We start from the raw sequence: 15,678 nt of genomic DNA, 5'->3' as shown, positions 1-15,678 counted from the left end.
TTATTCTCCGGGATCATGAGGGTGGGTCGTCGCATCAGTGCAGGAGTGCTCTGTGCTTCAGATCCGAAAGGTAGTTCGCTGAGTTTTCAAATCCGGTTACAGCCATCGCAAAATATTTTTTAGATCCACAAAATGAATCTGCTTGTTGCCATATGCCTTTGGCGGCAAGCATGATCCATCGCCCGTTATTGGCGCTGGCGTTATGCAAGTACAGAATATTTTCATCCTCGTGTAACCAGAGTGGACGATGGAACGAACTACACATAACGATGCATTGCGGAGCCGGGAAATTCATCTTCAGACCTTGTTCCTCGCGGGCTTGGGTGGCGACGAGCGGGCTTATGGCACTTTCCTCAAGGAGCTGAGTGGTCATATACGCGGCTTTGTTCGAACCCGACTTCAACGGCAACCGGGTGAAGTCGAGGATTTGCTGCAAGAGGTTTTGCTGGCCGTCCATAACGGTCGACAAACGTACCGTGCGGACCAACCGCTGACGGCCTGGGTGTTTGCCATCACCCGCTACAAACTCACGGATTTTTTTCGTGGTAGGTCGCGCAATGAAGTGCTCAATGACTCGCTCGACGATGTGGCGGAGCTGTTTGCCAAGCCTCATCTGGAGCCGGAGCAGGCCCATCGCGACCTCGGCAAGTTACTTGAGCAACTGCCTGACCGGCAGCGTTTGCCGATTCAGCAGGTGAAGCTTGAAGGCTTGTCGGTCGCCGAGTCCGCGCAAATGACCGGGCTTTCGGAGTCAGCGGTAAAGATTGGCATCCATCGCGGGCTTAAGGCGTTGGCCGACAGGATTAGAGGTACACGATGAAAACTGACGATCTTATTTCCATGCTGGCGACCGGTGTTACACCGGTCGACCGGCATGCGCTCGCAAAGCGTTTCGGCGTCGCGGTGCTGGTCGGCCTGATAACGGCCTTCTTGCTGGTGATGGTTATGTTTGGCGCACGTCCGGATCTGGCCGAAGTGGCGGCAACTCCGATTTTCTGGGCAAAGATTGCCTTGCCCTTGTGCCTGATGGTCGGCGCGTTGAGCCAGGTTGTGCGCCTGGCGAGGCCCGGAGTTACGCCAGGCGCCGGACAACTGCTTGTTATTGCTGCGGTTGCAGCGGTGTGGGCTGGCGCCCTCTATGTCCTGATGACAGCAGCCCCGGACGTGCGTGCTTCGATGATCTTCGGTAAAACATGGCGCGTGTGTACGCTGAACATCACCTTGCTTTCGATTCCGGGGTTCATTGCTGTCTTTTGGGCGCTGCGTGGGTTGGCACCCACTCGCCTGAGACTGGCCGGCGCCTGCGGCGGACTGCTTTCAGGGGCGATGGCTACCATTGCTTATTGCCTGCATTGCCCTGAAATGGAAGTCCCTTTCTGGGGCGTCTGGTACTTGCTTGGCATGTTGATACCAACCGTTATCGGTGCGCTGCTCGGACCGCGCTGGCTTCAATGGTAGTGGGGTTGGAAATCGCTAGTTATCCAGCGACTCCACCACTGACTATCGTCGCAAGTTTGAGAACAGTACAGCTACCCTGGCCAAATCCAATCAAAATGACTGGTCAGGTCGAATGCAAATAGGTGGTCAGTTGCTGTGCGCGTGGGTGGTTAAGAAGGGTGCAATTTCGCAGAATACGGACGGAGGTTCTGCCCTGAAAAGCTTGGGTAGATGCCGAGATTGCAAGGGAAGCGCTTGGAGGCTGCCGCCAAGGTTCGCCTCGTGTCACTTAACGGGGAAGGAAAACACACGCCGACTCTTAATAAGTTCCTAACGTCAGACCAGTACGACACCTGGGAGGAAGCTAGACGCGACCTCAAACTCCAGGCAGCTCCGGAAGTTCTAGTTGGTGCAGAGGCATCCCGTTAACTGCCAGTCTGGAAATCACATCTACAAGCAGTGGATTTAACCGGGACTATCTAGCCAACGACTGCGATAGGGTGATCCGTGCAGTGGATTGGATCTGAAACGCGTTTTTAGCCAAGTCGCCCCCAATGCGCATTAGCTTCATGTGTGGACTCCTTCTCACTGTGACTGTGGATCGCCCCTTCTGCCTGATATTCAAAATGTTGAGGTGAATAGGAGTCCATCCCATTGAATCGCAACTTACTTCTTAGACACAGCCGGTACGCGGCTTTTGACTGGAAACAGGCGTAGGTGGAACGTCCATTTTTAGCCGATTTCTGTCTGTCATCACTGTCTGTTTTATTGCGTCGAAAGCGGAACTATCTTGAGGGTGTTCAATTCGTAAAGCGTTTTTTGCACCACAATGACACCAGAATGCCTGTGGCAATCGACACCATTGGAATGCTTGAAGCAACGCTCAGTGTTGGAAACACCAACAGTATTTGCGAGTCGTTACCGCCGAGCATCATCGAAGCCCCAATCCCCATCAAAATACCCGCCAACAAATGAACGCCAGCCTTTGATGGGGTAAAGGCCTCGAAACGGAACATTTTCCTGTACACGGTAAAACTCAGCATGCCTGCCAGCAACATGACAAACACGGCAATACGCCGGGCGCTGATTGCCATATCGGCTTGCCAGAACAACTGCGAAACATTGTAAAAGAACACACTCGGTGTCCATAACGGCTCGAACGTATAGAGCGCACTCGTCAACGCACCCAGCAGCATGCTGGAGAAAACCAGGTGTTTATTACCATGTGTGCAGACTAAAAAAATCAGTACCAGCGCCACTACACCGATCAACAGCCAGTAATGGCGGCTGGAAATTTCCGGCATCAGAATGGTCTTCTGTTCGGGCATCATGCGCATGTAATACCAGAGCACGATCCCCAGGACCCAGCCGATCATTGTGAACAGTTTATTGAAATTGCCACAGGCAAACCTGGTCAGCGTACCTACGCTGCAACCGTTGTTCAGCACCGATGCCACCCCGAACAAGAAGCCTCCCGAAACCAGTAAAGGATAGGAAATACCCGGCGAGTACAGCGGAAGGCTGAACTCGGAGAAACGATAGAGCGGGGCCAGCAGCAACCCGAACAATCCACACGATGTCAGTGCCACAAACAACGTCGGGCGCCCCGCCAGCAGTTGTTCGCTCGCTTTGACAAGGCACATGCCCATGCGCTGCGAAACCCAGCCAATCAGGAACGCTAATACCAACGCCATCAATAAAGAGAAAACCATGTTCATGCGCCACCGCTGATTTGGATGGACCGGGCGTCACCAGGAATTAGCTTAGTCCTCGATCAGGCTACCTGTGTATCGGACACAGTCGTAAGCTGACGGTCGCTTTGTATCGCCCTATGGTTTCGTAGAGGTTGAATGACTGCTCCTGGCCGATTTCTGCCCGTCACGGGGGGCTGGAATCGACCCGAATCGAAGACTCGCCTGTTTCACGTGCGTTGGTTGTCGCTTGCTAGATCAAGGCGGTTACGTTGGTACGCCTAATAGATATAGCTCGACGAGAACCCTTTTAGTTGACTTTCTCAGCTGACAGGGAGAGTTTACCGTGGCCCTCCATTGCTCCTCACCGAGCCTTTATGTGCAAGGAGATTATCTGATCATTATGAGGAATTACTTATGACAGAAAGTGCCACAACCCTCGACGGCGAAATGCCTTCGGAAGAAGCGGGCTTCAAAGTCAGCAATTACTTTTCCTCAGATTCGGCTTTTTTTATCTTCGTTTTGGTGCACCTTGATGGACGAAATCGCGCAAAACTTTTAAGCATTACGCCAGAATTATACGAGTCGGAAAAAAAATCAAAAGAATGGCGAAATTCTATAATAAAATTTGTTCACCCTGACTACTGTAAACATCCGGAAGCTGGTGAAGCTACGGCGAAATTGAATGAGCTTTACGAAGGGATGAAGAATAATGGCGAAGAATGATGACTCTCCGTCAACCAGCAAGTTGCCAGTTCTTCTGAAGCCTTTAGATTTCGACTACCCTAAGCCAAAGCGAAGAAATGACCTTGTACCGATCGAGAAATATGACCAAGTTGATAGCCAGATAAGTGATTTTGTTACGCTGGGTACTAATGGGGTCCTCTATGTCCCTAAGCAGGCTTTTCCTACGGTGTTCCAAACGACCAAAGCCAAGGCTCATTTCATTTTCGTTAATCAAATTGACGAGGAAGATACGCGCACCTTTGGGGGGGAGCAGTATGCGCATAGTTCAGCGGTTGTAGGCCTTGCAGATAAAAAAGCTCAGGAGACTCGCGATGCCGGCAAGCAAGCCTTGCTTCAATACGCTCGCGACTCTCTACTCACGATTTCGGATTCACCTCAGGCCCAGGAGGCCAGGAGGCAGCTCGACGCTTTCAGCGCTAAAACGCTACCTACATTGCGCGCTGAGCGAAATGTCATGGTGGACGAAGTCACTGGAGAAGCTGCTCAAAAGGGTTTTGCCTTCCATCACGTGAATCCGAAAGAACTGCATACAGATCCGGAAGACTCGCTAGATCCGACAAAAGGTCGAAACCTCAATCCAGAAACCCACGCAGATGTTCATCGCAAAAACATTAACTCCGAGGAACAGTTCGAAGAATATAAGAAACAAAATTCTCCGAAGGCTGGGTAGGTTAGCGGATACCCCGGGGCCGGGTGCGAGCCCGTAATTTCGGGTAGCGTTTTCGGACCAGTAAGGTCAGAAATGATTCGTCCTCCTCGTTGGGGTTGGACAATGGTGGATCAGTCACTACGAGTGTAGGTCACTGTCCGACCCAAAGGGGGCATTACAGTTACACAGCGGCAAGGCTTACCCGCACAAAGGACACGTCTTCTGCCACGGTTCAGTATCGCTGGCTCCTCGGAGCTAGACCAGTTATGAAAAGCCAACTATATGGCCTACAAATTGGCTGTTTTTGATCAGCGATAGCCAGGAATCAGTTAAATAGACAGACCGTTCGCTGTTTTGATCAGCTTCATTACTTGTTCAGTGATCTCGACCGTAGACAAACCATAAGCATTGATAACTGTGCTGTCCGGGTAATAGGCACGAATGAGTTGTTCGTGATTGTGATAGCACACGAAAAGAACGTCATTATCTTTCATTCGTGCCTTCAAGGACGGTAAATAATTCGGTTCAGCATCGCTCCCCATGATCATGATGCGTGGACTAGCGAAGTGGGCTAGAACTGGTCGATCAATTATTTGAACCCCCCGGTTTGACGAACGAATCGCCGACGCCCAACAAGCATTAATCAACGAAAAGACTAACTCAGTCTGATTCGAGTCGAAAATAATATCCACTATTTTGGGATACCACTCCAAATGACCTATGGCTGCTGGCTGAAGCTCTTGAGGATCGAAACAAGCCTCTACTAGATTTTTTGCTAAATCTGAGAGCTTGTCAGCGATGTAGAGAGACCTGTTGACGAGGTCCTTGTACTCATGATTATGGATTGGATCACTGATCTGCAATATCTGAATAGCATCCAACTGCCCGCTACCCTGGCTAGGGCGTAACGAAAACTTAGAGGCTATGAAAGATTTTCGCAGCATTTGAAGCTGAAGCTCAGACAGTTGGTTAAGTGTAATAATCATGAATCGTCGGCTGTCACTCTTGATTTCACCTCTACCGATCGCAGCCGCCAAACGGCCGTAGTATTTAGCTTTCTCGTTCTCCATATCGTTCATGCAGCCCGAAAGGAGCGCGGTGTAATCATCAGCAGTGAGATGTTGGGTAACCTCTGGTGTGACCTCACCCTCAAAGACATTCTTGATGAATTCTTCGTAGCGCTTTTCAGTCCGACGCTCCATCTGTAAAGCTGCCTGCTTACTCAAAAGCTGCAAGCCTTCATAGCCAGCAGCGAGCAGCCCGCCTCCAGGCAAAAGCCCTACACCGGCTTTGGCCGCAATAGACATCAGTTCTACAAGGGGATGCTCTCTATCCTGCGTCACCTGAAAATCTCCTCTCGATGATTATATGGATCCGCCCAAAAAGGTCGGACACGATGTCGCGACAATATTTTTCGTACAGAGCCTCGCAATTGATCTTGAAAAACGGGTCTTTGTGACCGCCCGATACGCTGATCAATATGCCTGAGTTTGATCCCGACGCGCCTGCGACGTCGAATGAATGTTCTGATTCCGTAAGCGATTCTGGATGACTGCTTCAGCCCCTCATTACGCTTAATGGTCGCTGAGGGGGCGTGTCAGTTCAGGTGCATTTGGAGCGTTCAGGTCAGCGACTGTCCGAGTGTGAGTGATCTGGAGACGTGGCCCCAGTCAACGGCGAGTTCAGCTAGTCTTCCAGCATCGATTATTCAAGGACGAGATTCATGCCAGACAACTCTGAAACCAACATATATATAGCGGACACTCTCACAATGCTCCTGTACAACCAGCACGCCATTGCTGCGGCCATTGAGGAAATTACGAAATGGCTCTCAGAGAATGGAGTGGGGAGTGTCGCCGCTAACGCAATTGCGGCTTTGGAAACGCTAGACACGAATGCTCAAAGCATCACAGACACCATCATGAGATTACGGCAGTTATAGGCATCATCCGATTTGACCAGCAGGCGTCGCAACGACGATCTACACAGACCGGTCAATTGCCGTCTGGCCACATGGGCCGTTAGCGAAGCACAGCGGACGGAGGGGAAAGGTAGAAATCCGATTGCTGCCTAACAAGGCTGCCACTGACCTAAGCTGCGAGGCGCGAATCCCGATTTGAAGGTAGTCGCCAATTATCTCCTCATCGTTATTCGTTGCTTTCCGACTTCGCGCTTTAAATCATTTAGGGGCGGAGCGGGTGAGGCAGATGGGCCCTTTGCAGTTTAGAGGGCCCACATGCACAAACTCACATAGCCGAGGCGCGCCACTACGGACTGATTTCCGTTTCAACCTATGCCAACGATTCCCTTAGCGTTGGCGGTCCGAATGGTCAGAGCCCAGTCCGCATAACACATTCCACTACTCGGCCAAGCCTGTGACCAAAAACGCAATGTGGTCGACGGTGCCGGTGCCGGTCAGGGGCGTTTCTTTATCGCCCAGGTACTTCTTCAGGCCTTTCGGATTCGTGGGTCGATGCCAGTGATGTGGACCGTTCCGAAATCGGTTTCATCACCTGCCATGTACAGCCAGACGCCGGGAAAGTCGAAAGGAGATCGGTAGCCGGGCTTGAAGCCTAGGATCTTCTCGTAAAAGCGATAGGGTTTTTCGAGGTCGAACGACCGGATCGAGCAATGAGCGAGCTTTTGTACGGGCATGGAGGTCTCCTGCTTGTTCTCGTAGTTATCGTTCGATAAATAGCAGGGCCTGCCGTGAGCCAAGTAAAGGGGGTAGGAGAGGGAGAAATTCGGGTTTGGAGATTACACGACGCGATGTGGGGTTAACACGCTGGTTCGAAAAGGGTTTTTGAAAACTGAAAAGTGTCAATTACGGATCGACGGCGGTGGGTGGTGGGAAACGATGAGGAGCTTCTCTCGTGTGAAGTAGGCGTAACTCATAGATTTAAGGACCAAATTTTCATCCAGCTATGCTTCTTCTTTCACTCAGTAAATCTCAATTGGTCCGGCGAGAAATTGAACTCCGCATACTCTAATTCAGGATTTTGAGGCCTGTGGAGGCTGTGCCGAGAAGTCCGAATTCGATGTACAAAATGGTTGCCAGCCGATGGTGGCAATGCGACAGTTACTCTCCTGGTGAGTATGGAGGCTACCTATGCTGCAATCAGCGCATGTTTGATGAGATCGTGGATCTGGCTTGTTGTGTTCAATTTTAGAGGCTGAACCAAAAGCTGGCGGTTTCACGCATCCCTCAATGACTTATTAAGTTTAAGCCGAGTTGCATCACAAATAATGGATTAGAAGCGAATAAGATGCAGAATCGAAGATCACTAATTAGTAATGTGGTTGATAAGCTGGGTTGGATAAAGTCTCAGGTCGAATTATATAGTCGTCTGAATTTAACCGATATAAACATATACTCTGAAAATTTTTATCGAGATCTATTAAATTTGCTGCTGGGATACAACCTTAAAAATATAAATGTACAAGATTTAAATGCAGCTGCAATTGATTTGGGTGACGAAGTCCTTAAAATAGCGATTCAGGTAACATCTTCTAGCGACGTAAAAAAAATCAAAAAGACCATAGCGAAGTTTGTAGAGTATGGCTTGGGTGAAAAATACAGTTCTTTGATTGTCTTAAATATTGCAAGTAAGAAAAAGTATAGAGAGCCGTTTATTGAAATTGATGGCTGGAGTTTAGATACAGTTAAAGATGTTTGGGATGTAGGTTATCTGCTTGAGAAAATATCTGACTTGCCCACTGAAAAAATAAAGGTGGTATCTGAATTTCTTGATCGAGAGATTACCCTGAGTTCTAGGGCATCAATACCCAAAGAGGTTACAACAATTCTTCGTTTGATTGAGTATATCAGCGATGACAATCATCCGGAGTCTGGGAATGGATTTCTCGAAGAGCCATTTCCCGATGAAAAAATAAATAGAAGATTCTCTGATCACGCAGAAGATCTGAAGGATAATTTTACACGGTTATTTATCGAATACGGCGCAATCCTTAAGGTGGTGAAGGATAATACCGACCTTGGGCAGGTGAAATTAAGGAAAGCCGGTGCGCATTTGAGGGCGTACAGTGACAAGGTGTTAACCCAATGTGATGGCAATCCAAAATTGGCTCTAGAGAAAATTGTCTCGCATTTTACTTCCATTCTCGGTCAAAACCAGGTCGAGTTTGATGGGCGGGCTGTGGAGTTTTACATCGTTGACCAGTTGATTCAATGCAACGTATTCCCGAATAAGGTCATATCATGCCCAGCCTAATATCTAAAGATGATGACCTGGCTACATCAGCACCAGTAATTGGTTTTGCGATATTGAAGCTACTTAAGGAAAAAGAGCTATCGAGAGTAAGTATCTTTGAACTGGCAAGGGAAATTAAAAAGAGAGATAAAGCAGGTGTTAGAGGGGTCTATTATGGAATGTTGTTTCTTTATTCTTTAGGGTTGATCGAATTTCACGCTCCATATGTGAGTCTAAATAATGTTTAAGTTGATGTTGTTGTACAGTGAGCCTGAGACGTTCAAGCCAATAGTGTTTAGGCCGGGGTTAAATTTAATCTTAGGAGAAGCGAATGAGGGGAGCATAAAAACCAACGGCGTTGGCAAGTCTCTAGCCATTGAGTTTCTCAATTTTGCACTTTTAAAGAAACTCGCAGAGTCACGAATTTCGCTTGTTCCAAAAGATACGTTTGATCCTGATACTGAAATATGTTTAAAATTTAGTTATAATGAGGTGGAGTTTGTAATAAAAAGAAGTGTGACCGGTCATCAAAATCCAACTTTATACGGCCCAGATTTCGTTACAAAATTCTCGTCGCTAGAAGACGCGACTGAATTTTTCAACAGTGAATTCAGAAGGCCAGATGTTGACGATGCTCCTTCATTCAGGTCCATGCTTGGACCGCTTATTCGCGACGAACGATCAGAGTTCAAGTCTTTGGTGCTTTGCCATGATACCAATAAGAGAATTCCCGCTGATTACTCTCCGCATTTATATCTTTTAAATATTGATGCTAAACCCTATAAGGAGGTCAAGTTTCTTTGGGGGCAACTAGATAAGATTAGAGCGGCGACGGCGAAGATAAAGGAGAATATTCAGACTCTGACGGGTAAGAATTTTGCTGAGGCGAAGGCGGAACTTAACGAGTTAACAAGTCAGGTACATAAGATACAAGAAGAAATTGACGCCCTTGAAAATATTCAAGGGTACGAGATTGTTAAAGACGAAATTCTCAATCTTGAAAGTACCATTGATGAGGCTAGGGCTCGGCAAGTCACATTGAAGCATGAGCTTGCAAAAATTCGGGTTTTTCATGGCGATTCCTACATCGCTGACGAGGAAATAGTAGAGTTATATAACCAGTTTAGCGATGGGCTTGGAAGCTATATAAAAAAGCAGCTTGATGAGGTAATTAGTTTTAAGAGAAAAATTGATGATTTTCAGAAAGATATATTGGATGGAAAGCGATCTGAGATTTCAAATGATCTAAAGTTGATCGAAAAAAATTTGGTTGCGTTGGATAAGCAATACAAAGACCGCATTTCTCTCTTAGATCATAACGGTATTCTCAAAAATCTAAAACAGACTATTGCTGTCCATCAGCGGAAAGTAGAAGATCTTTCGTCTTTGTCCGCATGGATGAAAAACTACGCAAAGTTTGAGATAGAAAAATCTGAAACTGTAATCCAGAAAAATAACAGATTGCTTGATCTTAAATTTTCTTTGCTCGAAGCATCAAATACTCTCGACTCTTTAGAGGAATCTATTTTAGATATTCACGATTTTGTGGCAGGGAATAAGCATTGTTCATTTGATATTGAGGTTCTCAATACCAAAGAGGTTGTTAGGTTTGAATTGCGGATTCACGATGATGGTAGTCATAGTAACGAGCGAGAAAAAGTATTCATGTATGATGTCGCTCTATTATTAGATGAAAGAATATCTAATAGGCATCCGGGGTTTTTAGTCCATGACAATATTTTTGATGTGGATCAAGATACATTAGTTAAAAGTTTGAACTATCTTGATTCGAGGCGCGATCAGCTAAATAAGAAGCAATATGTTCTTACTATAAACGAGGATAAATTCAGGCCGGCGGATTTTGATAATTTAAACTGGAGCTTGCGTGAGGTTGCCATTGCTAGCTTTACAAAGAAGAGTAAGTTTCTTAAGGTTAATTATCAAGAAACGAAGAAGAGAAAATAATTTTCTTGTTGTAAGAATCATCTGGCGACGTTAATAAGGATTACGGTCCTAGCGGTAGTGAAAATCGATCATCTCTTGAAAAGGTAGGTGGGCGATAAGGCATCAAGTGAATATCATCGAATCGATTAGATATAGAAAAGAAAGCCGACAGAGGCGTTCTCGGATGCAGCAAATTTCGCTTCATTCGGGATGTCAACGATCAGCTATTTAAGCTGCTCGAATGGATTAGAGTTAGTCAACGATGTCATCAGCCGCCGACCGAATGGAGGTGTCAGCGCATCTCTATACCGATTCCGCCAAGCTCTTTAGTGGCGTCTTGTAGCGCATGCGGGCTACCGTAGAGCAGAGGCTGAGTGCCCCCGAGCTGACGTGCTAACTCCCGAGTACTCCCTGAGAAACCATGCGTTGCGAAATGCTGGATCGTTTTTTGGAGGATTTGCTTTTCCCGGGCCTCAGGGTGAGCCGTTGACCTGTCGACTCGGCAATCCCCATCGAACTGTGCAGCTTTTGCGAAGATTGCTGGAAAAATTGAGGCGATTACGCGAGGAAGCGCCGAGCAATCTATAACCGTGTCAGAGCGTATTCGGGTCACTGCTGCTGAGGGTGTACGCACGGCGGTCTTGTCCGATCTCGGTCTGACGCTTTGTTCGGCTTGGATGTTCGCGCCGAAGATGGCTAGTGGGGAGGTGAAAGCAGTGCTTGAAGACTGGCGTTTGCCCTGCATGGATCTCTGGGCGGTGTTCGCGACAGAAAGGATGGCCAGTGCAAAAGCGCGTGCGTTCGTCGCCTTCGTCGAGGAGACTCTGGGAGAAAATCCTCTACTTTATGGCGTAGAGGATAAAGGGACTCTATCGGCACGAGAACGCTAATTTTTCGAAAGCGGGATTAATTTACAAGGTATTTATCAAGCGCTACGTCTCCAACTGCTAGTGTGACGAGTCCCGACGGTGTCGACTCCATCGGAAATACCCACATAGCGCTCCGTCCCGTTGTGGATACCTTAACGCAGGTGGAGTAAAACAATCGCGAGGGATTATCACTTGAGTAGGTCTCAACCATCCTTTGTCTAAGGGTATCAAAGTCGAAAGTTGCCTTGATGGGATTTTTGCATTCGAGCATGTGTTCAGGTATCTCAAGATTTAGTCGTGCAAATCTAGGTGTCTCGAGATCCAAGAAGATCATGTTGTGATGCTTTTCTAAAATCGATAAATCGAAGTTTAGTAGGCGTTCTAGGTGAATATCTATTTTGACTAAGTTTACATAATGATTTGCAATGATACACATCGCTCTAATGTAAGAACCAAGCTCGCTGTGGGTGAAAATCTGCGAAGATCCAATTTTTTTGATTTCTATTGCGCCATCTTCATTGATTCTCGTTCCTCCACCATGAGTAATTGGATTTCGAAACTCCACTAGAGATTCGTACATACCCCAAAATGCAGCGCTGACATCCGGCCTTTGTAAAAAGAAGTCAGGTTCAATCAACGTATTTGAGGTTTTGAGCCTACGATAAGATGAGATTTTTTTACGAAATGGCCAGTCGATACAACCGTTCGATCTCAATATCCATTCTGCAAGCATGTCGTGGAGCTTGAAGCACGCACTGAACACTAGAGGTTTTAAACGAGCCAGGGCCGCACCCACGGCGCCTGCCGACATGCTTTCTGTGAATACAACGTTTACTGTGGCTAGCAAATTACCGTTTTCGGCAACATCCCCTAAAACGATGTCCATGCTGCTATCTGGTTGCTCGGACTGGTCAAAAAGCTCGCGACGTAGATAGTCCAATGCTTCCAGTTCGAACGTGATTTTTTCGGCCAATTCTTCTGGAGCACCTGAGAAACTGTTCATCGACGCTATCATCCTATATTGAACATCGCTGGGGTCTTAATAAGTCAATGTTGGTTTTACATCGGTTTTTTCAGTTCTGCTGGTTCTGATGATGAGGCTAAAGCAATTTTTGGCTGCATGATTTTACTGAATTTCATGACGTCATTTTCGTTGCTTATTCGTTTTACAAGGTAAAGCATGTCGTCGGTCTCACCGACTATGCATCCGGTAACTTTATCTGTGTTTGTCAGTGCTAGTGTGGCTTCCGAACACTTTTCAATTAGCTCGTACGCAACAGTGATTGCACTTTTTTGCGCATCTTTCACCATGAAGTCCATCACGAGCCATAGCAAAATAGAGAATAGGCCGACAAAGAAAGCGCCTAACAGTAGAGGAAGCGCGGTAGGTAATCGGTAGCGTATTGAATTTTGGTCATAGTGCTTCTCTGGTGGTTTCGTTACTGCTGGCTTTTCTAGTAGGACGAGACCTCCAAGAAATGCGAGCGCTAAAGCGGTACCTGCACCTACTCCGGTGAGGAGAAACGTGAAAGGAAGGCCGCCATATATCGCGTATATCAAACTGTCGTATCCCACTCTCCAAGCAGGAACACCCAGTATTAGATCCACCTTTTCCAAGTAGGCATATCCCCGGGTTACTACCATGGCAAAAAAGACGGTGATGATCGAGATGCTCTCGAATCTCACTACTCGGAGAAATTGGCGAAATGCAGGTGGATGAGGTTGAGACACCTGTTCTGCTATTGAATCTTTTTCCACAATGCCCATTGGTTTGACTTTCCTTTTTAAGCTATTTCACGCTATCGCCGGTTTGCGTCCTCTGCGAGACCTTCCAGTCGCAGCACATTGCAGGTGCAGCAGCGCACAAGAGCAGAACAAAACATCTACTTGAGAGGTATTTTGCAGTCTTCCGCGGGCGGCCACCTTCAGCCAGGTTAGACCAATCCATTCCATGCTTGAGCATGCTCGTCTCCTTTAAGCAGTGATAGAAATTCGATCCCACCAATTCAGAAGCGCCCCACGTGTGAAGTGCTGAAATGTGTGGAGGGCAATGGGTGCGTCTTCAGGTACCCACTGGGCGTTGAGGGTTTGGACAGCAAGTGAGGTAATAGCGCGCTCTGCCGGTACGGTATCTTGAGCCCACTGGTGGGGGCGCTGACACATCGGCGTAGGGAAAGGAATACCAGCATGCAATGCGTACGAGCGGAGTGAGTAAATTTTCTTAAGGATTGGCAACAAGGCATCCCAGGTCCACTCAATCTTCATCCAATCCAAGCTGGGTCTGTCAGGCGGCTCTGCTGGCATGAATGCTTCACAGAACATGAGAAATTTCTTGGTGGAACCGAACAGCCCCTTCAGATCCGTCGCCACTTTATTCAGCAAATCCGTCCCACCTGATGCTTCGACCATTGTGGCCAGTTCGGGCATAAGCTCCCTCAGGTTTTCGGTCGACGATCCAGCAGAAGAGAACTGGGCGTTCGCGGCAATTTCGAGTGCGGACACAAATAGTAGCCAAGCTAGATGGGGCTCACTTTCTGAAATCCAGAGCGCATCTTGATAGGCCCGCGCCGACCTAACCAGCTCGGTATAAAGTTTGGCTTTCACTGTCGGTATGGTCGCTAAGCGTGATTGGATGTCGTTCAGAAGCACATGCTCAGGCATGGGAATTAGCGGAAGACCATGATTTACCGAGAGTGATGGTGCTGGCCGGGAGCTGTGGGCCATATAGCGCCCAAGGGGGTCACCTCCATCAAAGTAGCGATTTGCATCGCCAGCCTTCAATCGAACTCCTAACGCCAACGAAGCCAGAGACGTGATTTCCTCCGGTAGGCTTCCGCCGTGAAAGAGTTTGACGTCAGTTTTGAGTTCGGCCAAATTCCTACGTTCTGGAGCTTCAAAGTTAAAATATCGAAGGACGATGGCGATGTTAGCGCCCTTAGGTCGACCAAAGGAACTTGCATTGAGAAGCGCATATGGGCCTAAACCGTTATCTAATTCACCATGAATCTCGACATCAGAATACAGCGGATATTCCGATCCCCCGTAACAGTCATTGTTGCCAGCCTCTTGTAGTTCATTGAATGTGAGCCAATTGGACTGTGAGCGTAAGCGCGGCGGGGTGATTTGTATCTTCATGCCGGTCTCCTGTGCCATTGAGAGCTTTCCTGTATTTGATGAGTCTGCTAGGCGGGCTGAGTGCGCCAGAATGGTTTAGGTATGGAGTCGCTTGGTGTGAGCGTTCACAGTCGGGCGAAACCATATCGTACCTGCGGAACACTAAATGCGGATAAGTCAAACATAGTCATCTTTCCCACATGGTTGAAGCAGTAGCTGTCTGATACAAACCGCTAAAATCAAAGGCGCATTCCATATGGGATGCGCCTTTTTTGTTATTTTTTACAGTGGTCGGCTGTTACAAGGCGAGAAGGCGCTCATGTGAAGCATGTCGGGCTTTTGGGTTACTTGATTTTGACCTCTGTTGATTCTGTCAATTTCACACTGATGCGCTGATCCACAGCAAGCGCTGGGACGTCCGCTTTGCCATCTTTATCAATCAGAACTGCGGGGATCTCAACAATGTCTTTAGCGCAAGCAAGCTTCGCCGGGCCTGTAACATATTGGTGAGTTTTTTCATCCAGCGTCTGCTCAACAGCGAGGTTACATTCGTACTTTTTCAGAGCATTCTCAGTTGAAATGTCATCCTTTTCGGAGCCAGGTGTGCCGGTTTGAACGGTCAGATCCTTTCCAATGAGGGTGCCCTGGCGATTCCACAACGTTGCCGAGATTTTCATGTCGCGTTTGAGATCGATTTTCTGGCCTGAGTCACACCCCATGATCAGGGACGCCACGATTGCGATTGCGACGAAAGCAGATTTCTTAAATTGCATTAAATGTTCACCATAGAAAAGTCGTTTTTACGTTCGCGAGACTTCGCGATCGCATCTGATGGCCCGTGTAGAGAAGGGTGCGAAGCAGCAGGTTGAGCATCAAGTCACTCGGGGCTGCGTCGGCGCTGACCAGATTGAGCGGGTTGCGCACATCATACCGTGCGTCCGGTAAATCGCTCAGAGCTGAGCGGTCATTTCGAGGCTCTGATGCCCTGATTAGAGCCTTAGGAGTGACGAATCATC

Annotated in this window: 17 protein-coding genes; 9 read left to right on the top strand and 8 right to left on the bottom strand. The window is 47.8% G+C overall.

The features are described from left to right. Window positions 1-34: 34 nt before the first annotated feature. Window positions 35-172: a hypothetical protein gene (locus tag ACA044_RS22810; protein WP_497443392.1), complete on the bottom strand. Its 138-nt coding sequence runs from the start codon at window positions 170-172 to the stop codon at window positions 35-37. A 75-nt stretch (window positions 173-247) separates the two neighbouring features. Here ACA044_RS22810 and ACA044_RS22805 point away from each other — a divergent pair, with 75 nt between their 5' ends. Continuing rightward, on the top strand, window positions 248-820 hold the full coding sequence (locus ACA044_RS22805; protein ID WP_497443391.1) for a sigma-70 family RNA polymerase sigma factor: 573 nt from the start codon (window positions 248-250) through the stop codon (window positions 818-820). After that, complete coding sequence (locus tag ACA044_RS22800; RefSeq protein WP_214380610.1) at window positions 817-1,458, top strand: DUF1109 domain-containing protein; 642 nt, start codon at window positions 817-819, stop codon at window positions 1,456-1,458. The genes ACA044_RS22805 and ACA044_RS22800 overlap by 4 nt, the downstream gene beginning before the upstream one ends. A gap of 779 nt (window positions 1,459-2,237) precedes the next feature. Here ACA044_RS22800 and ACA044_RS22795 read toward each other — a convergent pair. After that, window positions 2,238-3,155: a YeeE/YedE thiosulfate transporter family protein gene (locus tag ACA044_RS22795; RefSeq protein WP_497443390.1), complete on the bottom strand. Its 918-nt coding sequence runs from the start codon at window positions 3,153-3,155 to the stop codon at window positions 2,238-2,240. 390 nt (window positions 3,156-3,545) lie between these two features. Between ACA044_RS22795 and ACA044_RS22790 the strand changes: the two genes are divergently transcribed. Further along, complete coding sequence (locus ACA044_RS22790; protein WP_497443389.1) at window positions 3,546-3,854, top strand: hypothetical protein; 309 nt, start codon at window positions 3,546-3,548, stop codon at window positions 3,852-3,854. Continuing rightward, window positions 3,841-4,545 carry a hypothetical protein gene (locus ACA044_RS22785; RefSeq protein ID WP_497443388.1) on the top strand — a complete coding sequence of 235 codons (705 nt, stop codon included), beginning with the start codon at window positions 3,841-3,843 and terminating at the stop codon, window positions 4,543-4,545. Before ACA044_RS22790 ends, ACA044_RS22785 begins: the two co-directional genes overlap by 14 nt. A gap of 308 nt (window positions 4,546-4,853) precedes the next feature. On the opposite strand, the gene ACA044_RS22780 is transcribed toward ACA044_RS22785, so the two are convergent. Beyond that, on the bottom strand, window positions 4,854-5,867 hold the full coding sequence (locus tag ACA044_RS22780) for a hypothetical protein (RefSeq protein WP_497443387.1): 1,014 nt from the start codon (window positions 5,865-5,867) through the stop codon (window positions 4,854-4,856). Window positions 5,868-6,247: 380 nt separating this feature from the next. On the opposite strand from ACA044_RS22780, the gene ACA044_RS22775 reads away from it, so the two are divergent. Further along, window positions 6,248-6,466, top strand: coding sequence for a hypothetical protein (locus ACA044_RS22775; RefSeq protein WP_497443386.1), 219 nt, complete (start codon window positions 6,248-6,250; stop codon window positions 6,464-6,466). Window positions 6,467-6,972: 506 nt separating this feature from the next. On the opposite strand, the gene ACA044_RS22770 is transcribed toward ACA044_RS22775, so the two are convergent. Further along, window positions 6,973-7,179, bottom strand: coding sequence for a VOC family protein (locus ACA044_RS22770; protein ID WP_497443385.1), 207 nt, complete (start codon window positions 7,177-7,179; stop codon window positions 6,973-6,975). A 611-nt stretch (window positions 7,180-7,790) separates the two neighbouring features. Here ACA044_RS22770 and ACA044_RS22765 point away from each other — a divergent pair. The 4 genes from ACA044_RS22765 (at window position 7,791) to ACA044_RS22750 (ending at window position 11,569) form a co-directional block, all read left to right on the top strand. Then, a complete protein-coding gene (locus ACA044_RS22765) occupies window positions 7,791-8,756 on the top strand; it encodes an SMEK domain-containing protein (protein WP_497443384.1) in 966 nt (321 codons plus the stop codon). Next, entirely contained in the window at window positions 8,744-8,983 is a 240-nt protein-coding gene (locus ACA044_RS22760; protein WP_497443383.1) for a hypothetical protein, read from the top strand. Before ACA044_RS22765 ends, ACA044_RS22760 begins: the two co-directional genes overlap by 13 nt. Then, window positions 8,976-10,700, top strand: coding sequence for a DUF2326 domain-containing protein (locus ACA044_RS22755; RefSeq protein ID WP_497443382.1), 1,725 nt, complete (start codon window positions 8,976-8,978; stop codon window positions 10,698-10,700). The genes ACA044_RS22760 and ACA044_RS22755 overlap by 8 nt, the downstream gene beginning before the upstream one ends. Window positions 10,701-11,170: 470 nt before the next feature. Continuing rightward, on the top strand, window positions 11,171-11,569 hold the full coding sequence (locus tag ACA044_RS22750) for a LysR substrate-binding domain-containing protein (RefSeq protein WP_497447289.1): 399 nt from the start codon (window positions 11,171-11,173) through the stop codon (window positions 11,567-11,569). A gap of 16 nt (window positions 11,570-11,585) precedes the next feature. Here ACA044_RS22750 and ACA044_RS22745 read toward each other — a convergent pair whose 3' ends face one another. The 4 genes from ACA044_RS22745 to ACA044_RS22730 all read right to left on the bottom strand — a co-directional run bounded on the left by ACA044_RS22745 (window position 11,586) and on the right by ACA044_RS22730 (window position 15,435). Next, window positions 11,586-12,551 carry a hypothetical protein gene (locus tag ACA044_RS22745; protein ID WP_497443381.1) on the bottom strand — a complete coding sequence of 322 codons (966 nt, stop codon included), beginning with the start codon at window positions 12,549-12,551 and terminating at the stop codon, window positions 11,586-11,588. Window positions 12,552-12,607: 56 nt separating this feature from the next. Further along, window positions 12,608-13,315 carry a hypothetical protein gene (locus tag ACA044_RS22740; RefSeq protein ID WP_497443380.1) on the bottom strand — a complete coding sequence of 236 codons (708 nt, stop codon included), beginning with the start codon at window positions 13,313-13,315 and terminating at the stop codon, window positions 12,608-12,610. 207 nt (window positions 13,316-13,522) lie between these two features. Continuing rightward, the gene (locus tag ACA044_RS22735) at window positions 13,523-14,683 is read right to left on the bottom strand and encodes a hypothetical protein (protein ID WP_497443379.1); all 1,161 of its coding nucleotides are present in this window, start codon (window positions 14,681-14,683) and stop codon (window positions 13,523-13,525) included. A 323-nt stretch (window positions 14,684-15,006) separates the two neighbouring features. Then, on the bottom strand, window positions 15,007-15,435 hold the full coding sequence (locus tag ACA044_RS22730; RefSeq protein WP_497443378.1) for a hypothetical protein: 429 nt from the start codon (window positions 15,433-15,435) through the stop codon (window positions 15,007-15,009). Window positions 15,436-15,678 lie beyond the last annotated feature (243 nt).

Source organism: Pseudomonas sp. LBUM1673 (assembly GCF_059695645.1).
The sequence above is the reverse complement of the archived record's forward strand: the minus strand, read 5'-3'. Positions and strand labels throughout refer to the sequence as shown.

Bases quoted from the DNA above. Each gene is read 5' to 3' on its own strand.
- ACA044_RS22810 (WP_497443392.1), bottom strand. From the start codon at position 172: ATGCTTGCCGCCAAAGGCATATGGCAACAAGCAGATTCATTTTGTGGA.
- ACA044_RS22805 (WP_497443391.1), top strand. From the start codon at position 248: ATGGAACGAACTACACATAACGATGCATTGCGGAGCCGGGAAATTCAT.
- ACA044_RS22800 (WP_214380610.1), top strand. From the start codon at position 817: ATGAAAACTGACGATCTTATTTCCATGCTGGCGACCGGTGTTACACCG.
- ACA044_RS22795 (WP_497443390.1), bottom strand. From the start codon at position 3,155: ATGAACATGGTTTTCTCTTTATTGATGGCGTTGGTATTAGCGTTCCTG.
- ACA044_RS22790 (WP_497443389.1), top strand. From the start codon at position 3,546: ATGACAGAAAGTGCCACAACCCTCGACGGCGAAATGCCTTCGGAAGAA.
- ACA044_RS22785 (WP_497443388.1), top strand. From the start codon at position 3,841: ATGGCGAAGAATGATGACTCTCCGTCAACCAGCAAGTTGCCAGTTCTT.
- ACA044_RS22775 (WP_497443386.1), top strand. From the start codon at position 6,248: ATGCCAGACAACTCTGAAACCAACATATATATAGCGGACACTCTCACA.
- ACA044_RS22770 (WP_497443385.1), bottom strand. From the start codon at position 7,179: ATGCCCGTACAAAAGCTCGCTCATTGCTCGATCCGGTCGTTCGACCTC.
- ACA044_RS22765 (WP_497443384.1), top strand. From the start codon at position 7,791: ATGCAGAATCGAAGATCACTAATTAGTAATGTGGTTGATAAGCTGGGT.
- ACA044_RS22760 (WP_497443383.1), top strand. From the start codon at position 8,744: ATGCCCAGCCTAATATCTAAAGATGATGACCTGGCTACATCAGCACCA.
- ACA044_RS22755 (WP_497443382.1), top strand. From the start codon at position 8,976: ATGTTTAAGTTGATGTTGTTGTACAGTGAGCCTGAGACGTTCAAGCCA.
- ACA044_RS22745 (WP_497443381.1), bottom strand. From the start codon at position 12,551: ATGAACAGTTTCTCAGGTGCTCCAGAAGAATTGGCCGAAAAAATCACG.
- ACA044_RS22740 (WP_497443380.1), bottom strand. From the start codon at position 13,315: ATGGGCATTGTGGAAAAAGATTCAATAGCAGAACAGGTGTCTCAACCT.
- ACA044_RS22735 (WP_497443379.1), bottom strand. From the start codon at position 14,683: ATGAAGATACAAATCACCCCGCCGCGCTTACGCTCACAGTCCAATTGG.
- ACA044_RS22730 (WP_497443378.1), bottom strand. From the start codon at position 15,435: ATGCAATTTAAGAAATCTGCTTTCGTCGCAATCGCAATCGTGGCGTCC.